This window comes from Cupriavidus sp. 05N40 (assembly GCF_056397305.1).
On record NZ_JBFTND010000172.1, the window covers coordinates 1 to 17,271 of the forward strand.

16 protein-coding genes and 3 pseudogenes are annotated in these 17,271 nt (G+C 61.8%); 3 read left to right on the top strand and 16 right to left on the bottom strand.

Annotated features, from left to right (window positions below):
- Nucleotides 1-473: 473 nt before the first annotated feature.
- Complete coding sequence (locus tag AC1DO7_RS30340; protein WP_441623472.1) at nt 474-644, top strand: LysR substrate-binding domain-containing protein; 171 nt, start codon at nt 474-476, stop codon at nt 642-644.
- Between the two features lie 928 nt (nt 645-1,572).
- A complete protein-coding gene (locus tag AC1DO7_RS30345; protein WP_441623430.1) occupies nt 1,573-1,758 on the top strand; it encodes a helix-turn-helix domain-containing protein in 186 nt (61 codons plus the stop codon).
- 109 nt (nt 1,759-1,867) lie between these two features.
- Here AC1DO7_RS30345 and AC1DO7_RS30350 read toward each other — a convergent pair.
- The 13 genes and pseudogenes from AC1DO7_RS30350 to AC1DO7_RS30410 all read right to left on the bottom strand — a co-directional run.
- Nucleotides 1,868-2,077 (bottom strand): annotated as a pseudogene (locus AC1DO7_RS30350) (DUF4172 domain-containing protein); the annotation flags it as partial.
- 330 nt (nt 2,078-2,407) lie between these two features.
- On the bottom strand, nt 2,408-2,527 hold the full coding sequence (locus AC1DO7_RS30355) for a hypothetical protein (protein WP_441623473.1): 120 nt from the start codon (nt 2,525-2,527) through the stop codon (nt 2,408-2,410).
- Nucleotides 2,528-2,747: 220 nt separating this feature from the next.
- Entirely contained in the window at nt 2,748-3,743 is a 996-nt protein-coding gene (locus AC1DO7_RS30360; protein ID WP_441623432.1) for a Bug family tripartite tricarboxylate transporter substrate binding protein, read from the bottom strand.
- Nucleotides 3,744-4,025: 282 nt separating this feature from the next.
- A complete protein-coding gene (hutG, locus tag AC1DO7_RS30365; protein ID WP_441623433.1) occupies nt 4,026-4,976 on the bottom strand; it encodes a formimidoylglutamase in 951 nt (316 codons plus the stop codon).
- Complete coding sequence (locus AC1DO7_RS30370) at nt 4,973-5,734, bottom strand: amino acid ABC transporter ATP-binding protein (RefSeq protein WP_441623435.1); 762 nt, start codon at nt 5,732-5,734, stop codon at nt 4,973-4,975. The genes hutG and AC1DO7_RS30370 overlap by 4 nt, the downstream gene beginning before the upstream one ends.
- A complete protein-coding gene (locus AC1DO7_RS30375; protein WP_441623437.1) occupies nt 5,731-6,399 on the bottom strand; it encodes an amino acid ABC transporter permease in 669 nt (222 codons plus the stop codon). The genes AC1DO7_RS30370 and AC1DO7_RS30375 overlap by 4 nt, the downstream gene beginning before the upstream one ends.
- 18 nt (nt 6,400-6,417) lie before the next feature.
- Complete coding sequence (locus tag AC1DO7_RS30380) at nt 6,418-7,185, bottom strand: transporter substrate-binding domain-containing protein (protein ID WP_441623439.1); 768 nt, start codon at nt 7,183-7,185, stop codon at nt 6,418-6,420.
- A gap of 83 nt (nt 7,186-7,268) precedes the next feature.
- Nucleotides 7,269-8,063 carry an IclR family transcriptional regulator gene (locus AC1DO7_RS30385; protein ID WP_441623475.1) on the bottom strand — a complete coding sequence of 265 codons (795 nt, stop codon included), beginning with the start codon at nt 8,061-8,063 and terminating at the stop codon, nt 7,269-7,271.
- A gap of 374 nt (nt 8,064-8,437) precedes the next feature.
- Nucleotides 8,438-9,418 carry an alpha/beta fold hydrolase gene (locus tag AC1DO7_RS30390; RefSeq protein ID WP_477116924.1) on the bottom strand — a complete coding sequence of 327 codons (981 nt, stop codon included), beginning with the start codon at nt 9,416-9,418 and terminating at the stop codon, nt 8,438-8,440.
- Between the two features lie 253 nt (nt 9,419-9,671).
- Nucleotides 9,672-9,908 (bottom strand): annotated as a pseudogene (locus AC1DO7_RS30395) (IS5/IS1182 family transposase); the annotation flags it as partial.
- Nucleotides 9,905-11,251 (bottom strand): MFS transporter, encoded by a 1,347-nt coding sequence (locus tag AC1DO7_RS30400; RefSeq protein ID WP_441623443.1) that lies wholly within the window; start codon nt 11,249-11,251, stop codon nt 9,905-9,907. The pseudogene AC1DO7_RS30395 and the gene AC1DO7_RS30400, both read right to left, overlap by 4 nt.
- A 372-nt stretch (nt 11,252-11,623) precedes the next feature.
- Nucleotides 11,624-11,775, bottom strand: a pseudogene (locus AC1DO7_RS30405) (aminotransferase class V-fold PLP-dependent enzyme); the annotation flags it as partial.
- A 76-nt stretch (nt 11,776-11,851) separates the two neighbouring features.
- Nucleotides 11,852-12,715 (bottom strand): alpha/beta fold hydrolase, encoded by an 864-nt coding sequence (locus AC1DO7_RS30410; protein WP_441623444.1) that lies wholly within the window; start codon nt 12,713-12,715, stop codon nt 11,852-11,854.
- A 107-nt stretch (nt 12,716-12,822) separates the two neighbouring features.
- Between AC1DO7_RS30410 and AC1DO7_RS30415 the strand changes: the two genes are divergently transcribed.
- Nucleotides 12,823-13,686, top strand: coding sequence for a LysR substrate-binding domain-containing protein (locus AC1DO7_RS30415; RefSeq protein WP_441623446.1), 864 nt, complete (start codon nt 12,823-12,825; stop codon nt 13,684-13,686).
- Between the two features lie 119 nt (nt 13,687-13,805).
- On the opposite strand, the gene AC1DO7_RS30420 is transcribed toward AC1DO7_RS30415, so the two are convergent.
- Genes AC1DO7_RS30420 through AC1DO7_RS30430 form a run of 3 tightly spaced genes read right to left on the bottom strand, consistent with a single transcriptional unit; the run spans nt 13,806 to nt 17,103 of the window.
- Complete coding sequence (locus tag AC1DO7_RS30420; protein ID WP_477116925.1) at nt 13,806-14,564, bottom strand: Bug family tripartite tricarboxylate transporter substrate binding protein; 759 nt, start codon at nt 14,562-14,564, stop codon at nt 13,806-13,808.
- 27 nt (nt 14,565-14,591) lie between these two features.
- Complete coding sequence (locus tag AC1DO7_RS30425) at nt 14,592-16,100, bottom strand: M81 family metallopeptidase (RefSeq protein ID WP_441623477.1); 1,509 nt, start codon at nt 16,098-16,100, stop codon at nt 14,592-14,594.
- Nucleotides 16,101-16,125: 25 nt separating this feature from the next.
- Nucleotides 16,126-17,103: a Bug family tripartite tricarboxylate transporter substrate binding protein gene (locus AC1DO7_RS30430; protein ID WP_477116926.1), complete on the bottom strand. Its 978-nt coding sequence runs from the start codon at nt 17,101-17,103 to the stop codon at nt 16,126-16,128.
- Nucleotides 17,104-17,271 lie beyond the last annotated feature (168 nt).

Genomic DNA, 17,271 nt, shown 5'->3' on the forward strand with positions numbered 1-17,271 from the left:
GCGCAGGCTCGCTCGACGAGATGGCCCAGGTGGTCGTCACGCTCCTGGAGCCGTACCTACAGCCTGATAATTATTAAATCTATTTACGGGATGTTGTACTAGTGGTCGCCGGGCTCGGACTGGGCAAGGTGGACGGTGGCAGGGACTACCCTGCCCGGGCTACCGCCTGACACACTTATTGTCCATGGGGAGTGCGATATCCGAGTGCCCATTACCACGATACCGCGATGGGCGGAGAGCCAGTCCGTCGCCGTGGTGACGATGGCGGGGGCCGATCACTTCTTCAGCAAACGACTTCTCGTACTCTCTCGTTTCGTCTGCGCGCACCTCGCATCTGTACCGTATTCAGCATCGACCTGACTTCGAATTAGAGCTCCCAAGCTTGCGCTCGGAAGATCATGGCTGTGCCGAAATCCGCAGGAATCTCCGCAGTTCATGCAAGACGTCGGGAATAGGCGTAGGCAACATATTACCTGCACCCATACAATGGAAGTACAGACTTGGGCATCATATCCGGACCGATCAATTCGGACGGCCTCGATCTGGTGCATTTCAGCACCGACAAGCTCGTGCTTGCGACCCCAATCCGACATCCCCTCGCGCAGAAGACCGAAGTATCTTTCTCCGAAACGTTGGACTACTAGCATGTCGAGCCTCCATGAAGGCAGCACGATCTACGCGTTTCTGAACGACATCGTAAAGGAGCAAAGGAAAAGGCTGCCAATACGGACTTCATGTTGTCGCCAGCGCGCATCGTGGCGATGTGTCCGCGCAGTGCAAAGCGTGCAACGGCGCCGCCTATCGTACCGATCACGTCTTCATCTAGCTATTGCCCCCCGACTCACGGTCCAACCGGAGAGCGTCGCAATGCCACTTCGGCCTACTACCAACCCACACCACCAGCATGCTTACCATCCGCCTGCCCTCGGCACTTGCACCGGTCGGTCAAAAAAGGGCGTCAGGAAGTCGATGCATTTCCGCACATCTGTAGCACAGCAACTCCCCGGAAAGCGGTCTGCGGAGAACTTTTCCTTCCATGCAGTGCATGATGCCGACGCCGTTCCCACACTCAAGATGAGCGAGGTTAGTGGTGTCTTCCTGTACTCGTTCAACGGAATCATCGAGGTCAGGCTAGAAGATACTCAACTTGTCGCTCCCCCGATCTCTGGCATTTGGCTACCACCGGCTCAGCTCCCTTTGAGCATTTGGGGACTTGCAACACGCCATTGCTTGTTCACAGTGCACTCACGCCTATGTACTGGTCTCGCCAGCGTCCCTTGCACGATTTCCGTAAGTCCATTGATGCGCGCCATCCTCGACCATTTGAGCACGGCGGACGTCACCTCCTCTCCCTCAATGGAGAATCTGCGCCTGTATCAAGTCCTACTCGACCAGCTTATTCATAGCAAGGCGACTGGCAGTTACCTCCCGTACACAACCGACCCACTGTTAGTACCTATCCTCCGACTCCTGGAAAATTCTCCTGGCGATATTCCCAAACTGCCCGCACTCGCTGAGCTGGCCAAAACGACCGAACGGACGCTAGCAAGGCGCGCGTAAAAGAATTTAGGTATGTCATTGGCCGAATGGAAACAACGTCTCCGGGTTGTCAAAGCGATACCTCTACTCAATGCTGCGCACACGGTCGAGGAGATTGCATCCCACCTTGGTTACAGCAGCGCATCGGCGTTCATGGCTATGTTCCATCGCCTGATGGGTGTGCCACCAGACGAGTTTCGGCACCGGGAGGGGCGCTGAAGCGCCTTGCGGTGAACGAAGTCCATCTTGGCCTCCTTCCGAAGGCGTTGGCAAGGGTCCATGAAGGCGCCGCTCCCCCCACGAGCCAAGTCATGTCCCGGAGGCGTGCCTACTCGGATAGGTCGTTCAACTCATAGCTGGTGCTGCGCCCACCTGCATCCGATTTGCGCAATACGCCACGTGCGAGCAGTTCAGTGATGTCGCGCAGCGCGGTGTCTGGGGAGCATTTGGCGATCGCCGCCCACTTGGAACTGGTGAGCGTCCCTTCGAAGCCATCGAGCAGTCGGTTGAGCAGTTTCACTTGCCGTTCGTTCAGTGGTCGGTCAGTTGCTGCCGTTCCCTCCGCTTTAATGCATGCCCCGATCGAGATGCGCATGGAGGTTCTCCAATGGAGTCTGTACGCCATGCTCTCCCTTCCTGCCGGATTTGCCCCCCGCCTTTGGCCACTCCCCTACCTGCCGGAGGACGACGCCGGGCACGCGGCCACGGTGGCCTGTGCTGCCAAACCCCGGTTTCAGGTTGGGTCGGGAATCCTGGCGATTAATTGCAATTTTGATGATCAAGGGATGCTCGCCAGAACAACTGTTGTTGACGATTGTCATTCGTGCGACCCAGGCTCAACATTCATTTCCCAGGTACTACAGCAGGTTCAGGGACGACCGCTGTTCCCGATAGGTCCCGGCTGCAGATGTTGGACCTCATCAACAATCAGCATGCGCGGCTCGCCCTTTCGAAGCAGCTCACGGGTCAGCTTCTTCCATTTTGAAATGGGGGCACGTCGTCAACGCTCCATCGGGGAACAGACAGGTGCAGCTACTGACCCTTCAATTGATTGGCTCGATTAATCTTGAGATGGAGAATTTGCATGATGGCATGCGTTGGTCAGAAAGGCGTAAAGGTCCCGCAACCGCCGGCTACGAGACCTTTGTCTTGGGCAAGCTCGGGCATCCCGCCAATGCAGCGTGCGCTGGGCCTGCCAAAGCGTCTTTCTATTCAGGCTTTGCCCCTGACTCGCGGATCACACGTGCCCACAAGCGTGACTGTCCGTCAATCCAGGTAGAAAACTCATCGGGTGAATTCCCGTAAGGCTCCAGGCCCTGCTGCCGCATCTTCGCTGCCACATCGGGTTGCCGGAGCGCATCGGCAATTGCCACATTCAGCTTCTGCACCACTTCGCGCGGCGTACCCGCCGGGGCAAAGACCACTTGCGCGATCCATGACTCGAAGCCTGGAAAGCCACTCTCCGCGACAGTGGGCACCTGGGGCAACTCTGGCAGGCGCTTGGGCGAAGTGACCGCGATCGGCTTCAATCGCCCGGCCTTGATGAGCTGGGCAACCGTCGCGTAGCCAGTGAAGAGCAGATCGACCTGGCCGCCTGCCGTATCGCTGATTGCCGCGCCACTGCCTTTGTACGGCACGTGCGTTAGCGGCAGATGCGTCACGCTCTTCAGCAACTCCGCTGTCAGGTGAGTGCTAGTGCCGTTTCCGCTCGATGCAATCGACAACGGCTGCGGATGGGAGCGCTGCTCTGCCACCAGTTCCGCCAGCGTATTCGCCCGTAACCGTGTTGGCGCCACCAGGAGATTGGGGAACTGCGCCAGGCTAATGACCGGTGTCAGGTCCTTGGTCGCGTAAGTGAGTTTCGCGTACAGCGCGGGCGCGATGGTAGCTACGCTGGCATCCGTCAACAGCAATGTCGTGCCGTCTGGCGCCGCCTTGGCGACAACGCCCGCGCCAAGCGTGCCACCGGCACCCGGTCGGTTCTCGATGATGACCGTGGATCTCAGCGTCTCGGCGAGCCGGGGCTGAATCAATCGGGCCAGCACGTCCGAGCCTCCGCCGGGGCCGAAGGGCACGACGATGCGAACGATGCGATCGGCACTGCCCTGGGCGTGCGCCAGGCCGAAGCCGGGGATGACAGTGGCCATTCCCATCAAGAGAATCGCGTGGACCGCCTGGCGCCGAAAACGCGAAGGGTTTTGCATGTCTGGTCTCCTGTTCGCTGGAGTCCGTCGCTCTATTCGACGCCGTCACGCTACCCTGCGCGACACATCGAATTTGATCGAACCGAGCATCCATTGTGATCATTTCGATCATTGTATGCGAACGGAGTCCGTAGAATGCCCCGGTATAAACCCTTGTTCAAGCCCCCACAGGGAAACGATCGCTCAAAGTGACTGAATCGCGCAATATCCGCACCGGCGCTCCGGAGTACAGAAGCGCCGAAGCGCTCAGGTCGGCCCGCGGCCAGGGAAGTGACCTGCCTGTCAGCCAAACAGGCGCCAGGCCAGGCGGGCCGCCACGCGTGCGCCCTGGTGGTCGCGGTCATACTGCGGGTTGTATTCCGCCAGGTCGGCCACGCGCAGCTTGCCGCTGCGGCGCGCGAGCAAGGCCACCTCCTCCACCACCGGTAACGGCACGCCATAGGCGGCAGGTGCCGACACGCCCGGCATCACGGCCGCCGGCAGTGCGTCGAGGTCGATGGTCAGGTACAAGTGGTCGGTGGCATCGATGCGCGCTGCCAGTTCCGCCAGACGCGATGGCAGGTGGCGCTCCTGCATGTCCACGTCTTCCACATAGCAAACGCCCAACGCATCGGCGCGGCTGAAAAGCGCCGGCGTATTGCTGAGGCGGCTGACGCCCAGGCAGATATAGTCGAACGGCTGCCCTCGCTCTGCGCACGCGTTGGCGATCTGATCGAACGGCGTGCCGGAGCTTGCGGGCCGGCTGGTGCGCAGGTCGAAGTGGGCGTCGATATTGATGATAAGTACGCGCCCGCCATCGTCCTGTGCATCCAGGTGCGCGCGCAGGCCTTGCCACGTGCCCCAGGCCACTTCATGGCCGCCGCCCAGCACCAGCGGAAGCCCGCCACGCGCCAGCGCGTCGCGTACGGTTTCCGCCAGCGCCCGCTGGGCCGATTCCAGGTCGCCGTCCTCGCAGCCGACATTGCCCGCGTCGTACAACGCGGGCAGTCCGTGCGCCGGCACGTTGGCCAGCGCCTGGCGGATGGCGTCCGGGCCGTGCGCGGCGCCGGGGCGGCCCTGGTTGCGCAGCACGCCGGTGTCGCAACTGAAGCCGAGCAGCACCGGCGCGCCGCTCAGGGGCGTCGGGTCTGCTGCTTCCAGCACATGTACGATGCGGAACAGGCGCGTGGTGTCGCCGCGCTCGCCGCTGTCGACACGGCCCTGCCAGGGATTCTGGGTCACAGCCATGCTCATGCCCGCGTCAGCACGGCCTGCAGGAAGCCACGCGTGCGTTCCTGCGTCGGCGCCGAAAAGATGACCGACGGCGGCCCCGCCTCAATGATGCCGCCGCCATCCATGACCACCACCACATCGGCCACTTCGCGGGCAAAGCCCATTTCATGGGTGACCACGACCATGGTCATGCCTTCGGCGGCCAGCACCTTCATCACCTGCAGCACTTCGCCGACCAGCTCGGGGTCCAGTGCTGAGGTCGGCTCGTCGAACAGCATCACGCGCGGCTCCATGGCCAGTGCGCGGGCAATGGCCACGCGCTGCTTCTGGCCGCCCGACAGGCTGGCGGGCATGGCCTGGGCCTTGTGCGCAAGACCGACTTTCTCAAGCAGGCTCATCGCCTTGCGCTCGGCTTCTTCGCGCGAGATGCCGCGCAGCATGCGGGGGCCCACCGTGACGTTGTGCAGTACCGACAGGTGCGGGAACAGATTGAACGACTGGAACACCATACCCACTTCCGTGCGCAGTTGGTTCAGTTCGTGCTCGCCGATCAGTTGGCCCTCGGTCACCAGCCGCTTGCCGACGATGTCGATGGTGCCGGCCTCAGGTTGTTCCAGGCCGTTGCAGCAACGCAGGAAGGTGCTCTTGCCCGAGCCGCTGGGGCCGATCACAACCACGACCTGCGACGGTTCCACATCGAAGTCGATGCCGCGCAAGACCGAATGGCCTCCGAATGATTTGCCCAGGTTCCGGATCCGGATGATTGCGGAATCGCTCATTGCACCATGCCTCCCATGCGCAGCCGTTTTTCTGCGCGTTGCAGGATCAGCCCGGCTGCGCTCGTCAGGATCAGATAAACCAGTGCGATCGCCAGATAGACTTCCAGCGACCGGTACGACACGCTGATGATCTTCTGGCCCTCGTGCATCAGGTCGGCAATGGTCAGCAGCGACACCAGCGCCGAGTTCTTGATCAGGGCGATGAACTCATTGCCCAGCGGTGGAATCATCCGCACGATGGCCTGCGGCAGGATCACTGCGCGCATGGCCTGGCCGGAAGACATGCCGATCGAGCGAGCCGCTTCCATCTGGCCCTTGTCCACGGATTGAATGGCGCCGCGCACGATTTCCGACACATAGGCGCCGGAATAGATGCCCAGCCCGATCACGCCGCACACAAAGGCCGGCAGCAGGATGTCGAATTGCGGCAGCCCGAAGAACAGCAGGAACAGCTGCACCAGCAGCGGCGTGCCGCGAATGAACGTCACATAGGCAGTACAGATGCCATAGATGACACGACGCTTCGGGTCCAGCCGGCCGATGCCGACCAGCAGGCCCATGATGCAACCCAGCACCAGCGCGCAGGCGGTCACCTCCACGGTGACGATGGCGCCGTGGAGGATGTCAGGCCAACCGGCAAAGACAGGAGAAAAATCCAGTTCCATGATGATGATTCGCGCGGCTTATTTGGCGGCTGCGTTGGCGGCGTTGCCGAACCACTTCTGGGTCAGCTTGGCGTAGGTTCCATCGGCCTTCACCTTGGTCAGTGCGGCATTGAGGGCGCGCGTGAGCTCGGGCGTGTCCTTACGCACGGCCATGCCGTATTCCTCGGTGGTCAACGGCTGCTCCACCATGCGCAGGCCGCCTCGGGTCTTGACGTACTGCATAGCGGCCGGCTTGCCGGTCACGGCGGCGTCGGCACGCCCGATCTCGACCAGGCTGAACATTTCCTGGTTCTTCTCGACTTCCACGCGCTGCACCTGTGGATACGTGTCGCGCAGGAAGCTGACCGACTTGGTGCCCACCTGCACGCTGACCTTCTTGCCGTTCAGATCGACCGGGGTGTGGATGGTGGTGTTGCCGCTCTTGACCAGTGCCACCAGGCCGCCGGTGTAGTACGGCTCGGTGAAGTCCACCACCTTGCTGCGCTCGGGGGTGATGTAGATGCCGGACACGGCCATGTCGAAGCGGCGCGAGACCAGCCCGGGGACCAGGCCCTTGAAGTCGATGTCGGTCCACTCAACCCGCTTGCCCATCACCTTGGCCATGGCCTCAACGAGTTCCACATCAAAGCCGGTGCGCTTGCCGTTCTCGACGAATTCCATCGGCGGGAAGGTGGCGTCGGTGGCCACACGCAGCACGGCGCTGTCCTCAGCGTGGGCGGCGACGCCGAAAGTCAGGCTGATCAGGGCCGTCAGGCCGGCCATCAGGCATTTGCGACGTAGGTTCATGGAGGTCTCCTTTTTTACTCGGTAGCGAAGCGGCGGCCGTCGTAGCGGTTTGTCGACGGCAGTGGTAATGATTTGCCTTGTGTTCAGTAAGACTGCAGCCGGGCAGAAATCCGCATTGCCGCTGCCACGGTCATGGCGATCAGAGCGGTTTCGCGCCCTTGCCGGCGTGTCGCCGGCACCATCAGCGTGATGGAACCCAGCGCATCTGCCTTGCTGCGCCGCGAGAAGAGAGGCGCGCTCACGCCCCACACGCCCGGATCCACCGCGCCCTCGCTGACGGCGTAGCCGGCCTCGCGAATGGCGGCGAGTTCAGCCAGCAGCTGCTCGGATTCGCCTGGCTCGCACAGGGCATGGACGAGACGCTCGCGCGCTTCGTCGCGCATGAACGCCAGCAGCGACTTGGCCGACGCACCGGCGCGCAGCGGCACGCCGCGCCCCTTTTCGAACGAGCAGCGCAGCGACTGGCGGCTTTCCACCATCTCCAGGCACACGGCGTGATCCTTGACGGCGACGATCAGGCCCACGCTTTCATCCGACTGCTGTGCCAATAGCCGCATGTCGGGCAAGGCTTCGCGGGCCAGGTGGGAGGCCATGTCAAAACCGAGCGCCAGTTGCAGGCTGATCGGGCCCGGCGCGTACTCGCCGTCGGACTCCAGCACAAAGCCCCAGCGCTTGAGCATTACCAGTTGCCGGTAGAGCGTGCTCTTGGGCAGGCCGGTCTTGGCGACGAGCTCCCGCACGGTGATCGGCGCGCCGTGTTGTGCGAGCGCCGCCAGCACGAACAGCACGCGATCGGCCCCGCCGGCTGGCTGCCCGGGTTCGGCGGGCGTGGAGGTCGCGGGCTTCAAGGCGCTTGGGTTATCGACGGGATTCAACATAGGTGCCAAGAATAGGACCTCGTTCCCAAAAATCAAAACCACGAGTCCCAAAAATCGGGAATGATTGACTAGGGGTAACCCTTACATCTGGAAGATCGACCGGCCACGTGCCTGAAGCGCCGCTGCGACGCGATCTGCGGAAACGGACGCTAAAGGACGGCGAGGCGTTGTAAGCACCCGGAGAACCCATCTTGATGGTCCTGGCACTCTGTCTGTCCTGCAAGAGTGAGAGTTGCGCAGACTCCTGACTTCTGATGGACAAAAAGGGCTTCCGCCTCAAGCCGGCCACATATCAATGGCGCGCGGGCAAGCGAGAACAAACGGCTTCACCGCGTAGTCGGCGCCAACCGTGACACCGGCCGGAATGCCGTGGATTATTTGGCGTCAAATGCGGCTCTTACTTCGGCAATGGTTGCGGCCTTGTCCTGCAAATGCGGATAGTGGCCAATACTCGGAAGGACGTGGAAATCCAGCCCCGCGCGATTGGCCAGCTCCTGACCCATTTCCTTTTGAATATAGATGTCCTTCTCCCCCCAGATGAYGCTGACGGGAGTCTTCAGCTTGCCCAGGTTGGCTTCGAAATAGTCCTGGTCACGCGTGAAGTGAGAGTAGTAGTGATAGAACGAGTCGGCAGACGTCAGCGCGCCGTTTTGCCATCCATGGGCGATGTCTGCCTTAAATTCCGGTGTGACTTCATAGCGTAAAGACTCGGGAAGCCCACGAATAAAGGCGTTCTGCAAGATCTCGTCACGTGCGCGGTTAAAGGCGGCATGGACCGCCTCGGCCGTCGCGGGATCCTTGAGCCCCTGAAGACGCTCCTGCATGAACTGCGGCCGGTTGAACGGCGCGAAGTCGCCGACGACGATGCGCTTTGCAATGGCCGGGTCGTCGATGGCCGCCAGCAGGGCCGGCAGCGCGCCAATGTCCGTCGCGTAGATCACAAGATGCTGCGTGTCGATTCCGGCAGTGGCGATATAGTCCTTGAGCACCTTTGCGTAGTCGCTGGGGGCGTAGGCAAACTTGTCGGCGGCGGGACGAGACGACTCGCCATAGCCGGGCCAGTCGAACGCGTGAACTTCATAGTTCTGGGCCAGGGAGGACGCGATGTCTTTCCACGCGTACAGCGTCTCGGGGAATCCATGCAGGAACAGCACGGTGCCACTGGCGGCGGCATTGTGTACGACCAGGCGCCTCAGCTTGATATCGGGGTTGACCTGGACGAAGCCAATCTCCGGTATTGCGGGTTGCGGCGCCGCCGCGTGCGCGGTGCCAATGAGTAGCGTGGCAGCCAGCCCTGCCGCACCTGCGGCAGCCGCGAATCGGAGCGCGCTGCGAACTGTGGATTTCGTTGTCATGTCGTCTACCTTTTGCTCTAGGGTCTGCAAGCGCCCCAACCAAGGCGGCGGGTATCTGTTGCATATGCAGCATTGAAGGATGGATATGTATCCCGGCTGTAGCGGACAGAGGCTCTTAATGTATTGGTTCGTATCGGCCGCGCGCGCCACTACGTTGGCATACAAAAATCCCGACAGCCCGCCGCGGACGTGTGCTCAGATGCAACGCCTATCCTCAAGTTGCGCGTCACATCCGATGCTGGATTTGCACGTGCCCCTGCTCAGGGGAGTGCATTTCCGGGTCACGCTCGCCCCCTGCGTTCTTGGTGGACCCGGGCGCCGAGGCAAACGTCGCATCCACTGCCGTGCCAGTCTTCAGCATCAAGCCTTTCGCGCGGAGGAGATCGCTGACTACGGAAAACATCTTGTTGCTCAGATCGTGCGTTTCCAGAAGATGCCGGAAGCGAAGGATAGTGGTCTCATCCGGAAGCCGCACCATGCCTTCATCTAACCATCTCGCCCAGGAACTCGCGTTCGCGAGTGCGCTTGGTCGACAGTCTCCCGGACCTCGTTTAGCACCTCGGCCTCCACCTCCGGATTTGGCTCGCCATCCCTGGTAGCAATCAATGCTCTCGGCGCCAGCGGGATCAAAGGCAGGATCAGTGCGTACACTACGGTCGTCGCGATCACACAGTATGTGAAACCGTGCGTTGGGCTGCTGTTATAGATCCATGAACCCAACAGATCGCCGGCACGGGCCGAGAGCGCGAGAACGCCATCGACCAGCATCATCAAGGTTCCTTGCAAGCCTGGCGGACAGGATCGCATCGCGAGATCGAAGTATGCTGCCGTGGCTACACCGCCCATGAGTCCTATCGGTGCCGCCAATACAAGCGCGAGATTGGCTGAGTGAATGAATGCCAGCGGAATCATCTGCGGCACTGCGACGATCGTGCCCCACCACAGCAGCTTGTTCAGCGCCACTTTCTTGCACAGAAAACCATACAGCAAAAATGTCGGGATGAAGGCGGCGGCAAAAATCCCGTTGTAGTACGAGTAAACGGAATCCGCTGCATGCAGCTCATTGGTCAGATAGAACTGAAGCGGCGTGGCCGCTCCTGGCGCAAAGTTCCACAGAAAGCAGATGAGAACCGCTGGATAAACGGCCTTATGCCTCACCAGCCGCCTGGCATTCCCAACGAGATCTGCGCCCCTGGCTTGCGGCTTCTCGTAGGCATGGCCGAAGACGGAAATGGGCTTCCAGAGCCCCAATGCGGCAACCAGTAGATTGACCGCCGCCACCAGGAAGAAAGCCTCTTTCACGGCAAAATGATCGGAGACGTATACGGAAGCAAATGCTCCCGCAACGACCGGGACGGAGCCGGCCACATTCAACAGAGCGCTCAGGCGCCCGGACATGCTTTTCTCCTGGCCCACTAGCGCGATTAACCCCTGATAGGCCGCGGCGACAAATCGGGACGACAGCATTGCCAGCAGCATCCCGGCGACCAGTCCCGCGTATGAGAAACCTGCAAACGCCATCCAGATGAATGCCACCGCGGTCACCGGAGCGAAGATCAGGAAGAAGCCGCGATCCCGCAATCCCAGCGGGTTCCATAGGTCGCGCGCGAGGCCAAAAGCGAACGCAAGGTAGACTGGGATGCCCGTAACCAGCCGGAATGTCGCGATCTGCGTCGCCGTCGCATGCAACTGGTTCTTGAGTATGTACGACGTCTGTATATCAACCAGGTAACCGGCGGGCGTTGCCAAAGCGACGAACAGGGTCAGACAACCGAAATACAGCAGGGTTCGGTCGCTGCCCTCGGAACCATTACGGCCAGAAGCGGCCAGCATTTTCGTCGCTTAAGCGCAAGAGTGGAATTTCGATCTGTTCCGGATTGCCGACCAGAACTGTTTGCAGAGCTACATCTACGGACGGGTGCAGGCGAGGATCTCGCCATCAACCCGGACGACAAGTACCGGATATGGCGTGGAATCCTCACCCGCGTGCGAGCCCGCGGGTGCGCGGCAGCCGGCTTCTCCAGAACCGCCCAAGCGGCATCCTGCAAGCCTACGCTACTGTTAGCGTAGGCAAAAAATGAGATTTGATGTTCCGAGACCTGCTCCATCGAGGCGATTCCGGTCGACACTGAACGTGTCTTGTCCTCCGCTCAGGCGATTAATTGCGTTTTGCTGCGAGGGTAGGACGGCTGAGGCGCTTTCGGCGATCGGCTGGATCACGCCGATCTCGTTGTTCACCATCACCACCGAGACGATGCTATCGGGGCGCAGCACGCTGCGGGCGTGTCGAAGTCGATAAGGCCGTCGGGGCCGACCTCCAGGTAGGTCACGTCAAAGCCTTGCCGCTCCAGTTCTCGCCAGACTGTTTGCCCCGCAACAGGCCGCCCCCCTCAGGCGAGAGAATCCCATGTGTGCCCTGGACACAAGGCCCCGCTAGCTAGCCAACTTGGCAACCGCCCGATTGAACGCGCCTGGGTTGGCAATATTCATGCCGTGAGAGGCTCCGGCAATTGTCTGACGCTCAGCGCGCCCGATCCATTCTTGAAGCTTCTCGACCGTGCTACGGAACATTCGCGGACTCTTTTGCCCATCGATCAGCAACGTTCGACACTGGATTTCACGGGCGGCTTCACGTGTGTAGGCGGGCAACGGGTCAAGCAGCTGCTTCGGCAGTGTGAGCGCATTATCGAGCGCCATGCTGCGGAAGCTCTGGGAACTCTTGCTCCAGAAACCAGGCATGGTTACCGAGTCTACAAACAGATTCAGACCGGCATCGAATTCGCCTTGCTCAATCAGTTCTGCGGCCTTCGCTCGCAACGCATGGGTGGCCGGCGGCAATTTGGCGGCTTCTGCTTGCGGCGTTGCCTGCAACGGGCCGCCTGGATCAGCGAGCGTGAGCGTCTTCACCACGTGAGGGTATTCGCGCGCCAGATGAAACGCGATGCAGCCGCCACGCGAGTGGCCGACCAGATGGACCGGCCCGAGACCCAGCGCCTCGATGAACTCCGCAATTTCAGCGACGTGCGCCTCCCAACTGAAGTCGCCGCGTCCGAATGCGTTGGTTTCCGGCCAATAGTGGCCCAGGCTCGGAGCGAAGCAGTGGAAGTTCTTCGAGAGCGAAGCGAGCTGCGGGTCCCAATAGCGGTAGTCGCACAGCGACCCGTGCACGAATACCATTGGCTCGCCGCTCCCAGCTTCCACGTATGGAACGGAGGTGCCGGAGGCAGTGGAAACAAAAGAGGGTTGTGGCCAGGCGCCGGCAAGAGCCAGCGTAGTCAGGGGCGCTCGTGCATTCATGTCTAACTCCGTTTCGCAGACTTTGCTGCACCGCACCCAAAAAGAAAATCGCATAATATTGATGGAATCGTTCAGATTTTCTGATATCTCTCCACGGAAGAATAAACATGAGCACCGAGAGGAATGCCCTCGACGTCGACGTTCTCACCATGATCATCGCCGTTGCAGACACAGGCACGATCAGCCGAGCTGGCGAACTCGTGCATCGCTCGCAGTCGGCGGTGAGCATGCAGATCAAAACGCTGGAATTGGCCCTTGGCAAAGCGCTCTTCGTACGCAAGCCGCGCAGCGTGATTCCGACGCAGGACGGAGAGGTGCTTCTGGCGTACGCGCGCCGGATCATTGCACTACGCGATGAGGCGTGGGCCGCGGTCGTGCGACCGGACGTCACTGGCCGCGTGGTGATCGGCGTACCTGACGATTACGCGTCGTCGCTGTTCCCACCGATTCTCAAGAAGTTCTCGGCCAGCTATCCCAAGGTCGAAATCCAGGTGATCGGGCTGCCCAGCGTCGCGCTAGCGCCGATGCTGCGAGACGGCACAGTGGATCTCGTCTGCGCGACGCGTGTCAAAGGGCTGACCGGCGAGTTCTTGCGGCATGAACCGATGGTGTGGGCAGCCGCCCCGGGCTCCACTGAAATCTGGCGAGAGCGGCCGCTACCCATTGCTGTGTTTCTGCCTGGAAGCGTCGCACGCGAGAAGGCGATTCGGAGCCTTGAGCGCGAAAAGATTGCGTATCGAACATCATATGAGAGCCCGAGTCTGCTGGGCCTGCTAACCATGGCCCGAGCCGGTCTCGCCATCACCCCACTGGCGCGGTGTGCAGTGCCGCCTGACTTTACGCTGCTCGGGCCAGCGCAGGGTCTGCCTGAGATTGGCACGCTCGAGATCGTACTTGCGCGGAGTGTCACGTCGAACCGGCCACCCTGCGATTTTCTCGCGGAACGCATAGTCGCCGAGCTACACGCATAAGCCGCGCTGCGATGGCATTCGCCCGACTGCCAAATGGACGACGTGGAGGATTAGCGTTCTTCGCCCATCGTCGCGGCGTTAAGCGGCATGGCAGATACCGTGGTCATGCCGTTTTGGCGTCAGTCGTCGGCCGTAAATCCAGAGGCATCGACAATGGGCTTCCATTGCGCCCGTTGTGCAAGGATCGTCTTGTGGGCTTCCGCGCCAGGCTGACCTGCCATCTCCATGCCAAGAGCCGCCATCTTCGCGCGCACCTCAGGATCCTTCACAGCATCCAGCAGTGCCTTCTCAAGACGCGCAACAGTCGCGGCAGGGGTGCCCGCAGGGACGAACGCGGAATACCAGTTGCGCAGCGTGAGCACGCCGAAGTGCACGGTGCCACCCAGTGTGACCAGCCCGAACCCGGTGGAGGTCGGATTGCGCTTCACCCATGCGATATATTCCGACATCGTCTTGTAAGGCTGGTTGACGCTGGCCGAAGCGACCAGGGGCACGTCCGCCAGATAAGCAACAGGCACCAGATCCTTGTCGGGATCGTACGGCAGCCGCTTGTAGGTCAATGGGAAGATAGTGAACGGTGGCGCGGGCGAGATAAGGATGGTTTTCCCATCCGGCGCGGACCGCTTCACCGATTCGAGCGCGAGCCGGGTTGAAGCCCCGGGCCGGTTCTCGACCAGAATGGTTTCGCCAAGTGAGACGCGCAGCTTCTCCGCGAGGGTGCGCGCGAAAACGTCCAGTGCGCCGCCCGCTGCAAAGCCAACGACGATGCGGGTGGGAGTGTCGGCGCCGGCGGCAACGGCCGTGGCCGGTACGCTCGCCGCGGCAACGGCGGCGATGAAGGCGGCGGCCAGCTTGCGTAAGAAGAAGCGATTGTGCATGTCTGAGTCCTCAGTTTTCGTGCCGGCTTACGCCGCGGCCAGGTCCAGCGTGGTGTCCGGTTCCAGCGGATAAATCGGCCGCCGGAGGTTCTTGAATGGAAACAGGCTGTAGTCCGAACTGCACACCCCCGGTCCGGCTACCAACACGACATGCCGGGCAATCGGACCGAACCCCGCGCGGAAATGCTGGCGCGACTTGATCAGGATGTACTTTTTGCGCGCCAGGTCGATGCCTGCATGCGTGAACACGCCGGTGTCGAATGGCTCCTGCGGCTTCTCGCAGACCATCACCAGCACACCGTCCACGTCGAGTACGGCCACACGGCCAAGACTGAGCCGCACGCCGGTAAACATCGGTCCGGTCACCTGGTAGTTGCCATCGGTAATGCACTTCACCCGCCCGGTCAGCATCAGGGGCTGGCCTTTGAGTTGCAACGCGGGCATGTCGGTCCGCCCGCCCACCGCGAGCGTAATCTGCTGGCCGACGCCAGCCTCGATCATCCGCGCCACCGCGGCCGGATCCCAGAACGGGCCGGCCACGACATCGTCGAGGCCCTGGCGCATCACTTCGGCCAGCACGCTCATCTGGTCGGTAGGGCCGCCGGCGCCGCAGTTGTCGCCATGGTCCACCAGTACCACGGGGCCGCCGTCGAGCGTCTTGGCGCGCGCTACCGACTCCGCCATCGGCTCGACCGGGAAGACAAAATCGGCGCGGCGTGCCCAGGCCATTGCCGTCAGTTCGTCCAGCAACTGGCGCGCGGCATGCTCGCGCCCGGCATCTGCCACGATCACCACGGTCAGGCCAACGTGCGGGATATCGGCGAGCGGAAATCCGCCAAACACCGAGGCATTGAGCACTTCGCCATCGCGCTCCGCCGCCATGGCGCGGTCCATGATGTCTTTCATGGGCTGGTCCTGCGGGGTCTGCCGCAGCATATGCGTGAGCATCGGCAAGGTGCGCGACAGGATGACCGGCGTGGCCTCGCCGCGCAGCGCGGCCATCAGCGTGCGCGCGGCACGCGTGCCGGTGTCGTACACGTCGACGTGGGGATAGGTGCAGTAGCCGGCGATGGCCGTTGCATTGCCCACCAGCGCTTCGCTGAAGTTGGCGTGGAAATCCAGCGCCACAGCAATGGGCACGTCCGGCGCCACGGCACGGATGCGCCTGAGCAGTTCGCCCTCGGCATCGGGATAGCCCTGCGCCACCATCGCGCCGTGCAGGTCGAGCATGACGGCGTCGCATCCTTCGCGCACCGCCGCCACGATGGATGCCGTCATCGATTCAAACGCCTCGGCGGTCACGATGCCGCTTGGCACCGCGTTGGCCAGCAGCGGCATGACGAACTCGTCGCCCTGGCTGCGCACCATGTCGATAAAGGCCGCGGCGGCATTGTTGGTGCCTTCGCAGGCCCGGATGGCTGCCTCGCCGGAGGTCGGCCCATCCACGCCGGTGCCGCGGCAGAATGACGAGAGCGGCGTCGCGATCGGCGAGAACGTATTGGTTTCATGCCGCATCAGGGCAATGACAAAGCGCATCTTCTTATCCTTGGTGTGCATGGCTTCAGTTCGCATCCAGGTTGACTGCCTTGGCGATCGCGCCATAGCGGGCGGACTCGGCCTGGAGAAATTTACGGGCCTGCGCGGGCGGGGTCAGCACGGGTTCGTAAGCGAGCGACTGCAGGCGTGCGAGGAAGTCAGGCTCTTCCACGCTGCTATTCACTTCCTTGTACAGCCGCTCGATGATTGGCTGGGGCGTACCTGTCCGCACCACCAGCGCCAGATTGGCGCTCACCAACAGCCCATCCGGGCTATCGGCCTTTTGCGTCTCGAGCTTCGGGAACTGGGCGACGGCGTGGCTCTGCAGGGTTGCCAGGGGCTTGACCTTGCCGTCGGTGACGTAGGCCACCGAAGAGCCGATCACGTCGACGTGCGCGTCGGTCTGGCCGCCGATGAGATCTGCCATTGCCGGCGGCGACCCGCGATAGGGGACGATGGCAAAGTCCAGGCCATTGCGCTGCTTCCAGTTGGCCAGCGCCAAGTGGGCCGCACCGGCCACGGTATTGATGCTGRTCGAGACCTTCCCGGGGTTGCCTTGGATATAGGCTTTCAAGTCCGCCAGGTTCCGTTCCTTGCGGTCGGAGCGGGCAACGATCCAGTGCGGCACCGTGGTCAGAATGGTGACGGGCGTGAGCTCGGTATCGGGGTTGTAGCGCAGGCCCTTGATGACGTGCGGGTTGATGTTGAGCGAGCCATCGCTGGCGAGCAGCAGGGTATAGCCTTCCGGCTTGTCCTTCAGAGCTGACATAACGCCGGGCACGGTGGCGCCGCCCGCGATGTTCTCGACCACGACCGGCTGCCCCAGCCTCTTCTCCAGCTTCCGGGACAGCGTTCGCGCGATGATGTCGTAGGACCCGCCTGCAGGGAACGGCACAACCAGTCGCAGTGGACGCTCCGGCCAGGCTGCACCGGCTGCAAAACTTGCGGTGGCAAGGCTGAAGCCGAATATGGCCGCCCTGGCTGCTGCACTAAATATGCTCATGTACTCGTCTCCTGACCTTGGGTCTTGTGCTTCCCGGTGTCGCATAAACGGCAGCGCTGCATGGCCAGCCAGTACGGGAAGGGGCGTGCTCATGGGGCAGCCCGGGACCACTATAGAGAAGTCCATCATCAACCAAAAGCGAATTAAACTTGAGAGTTGTTGAGCATT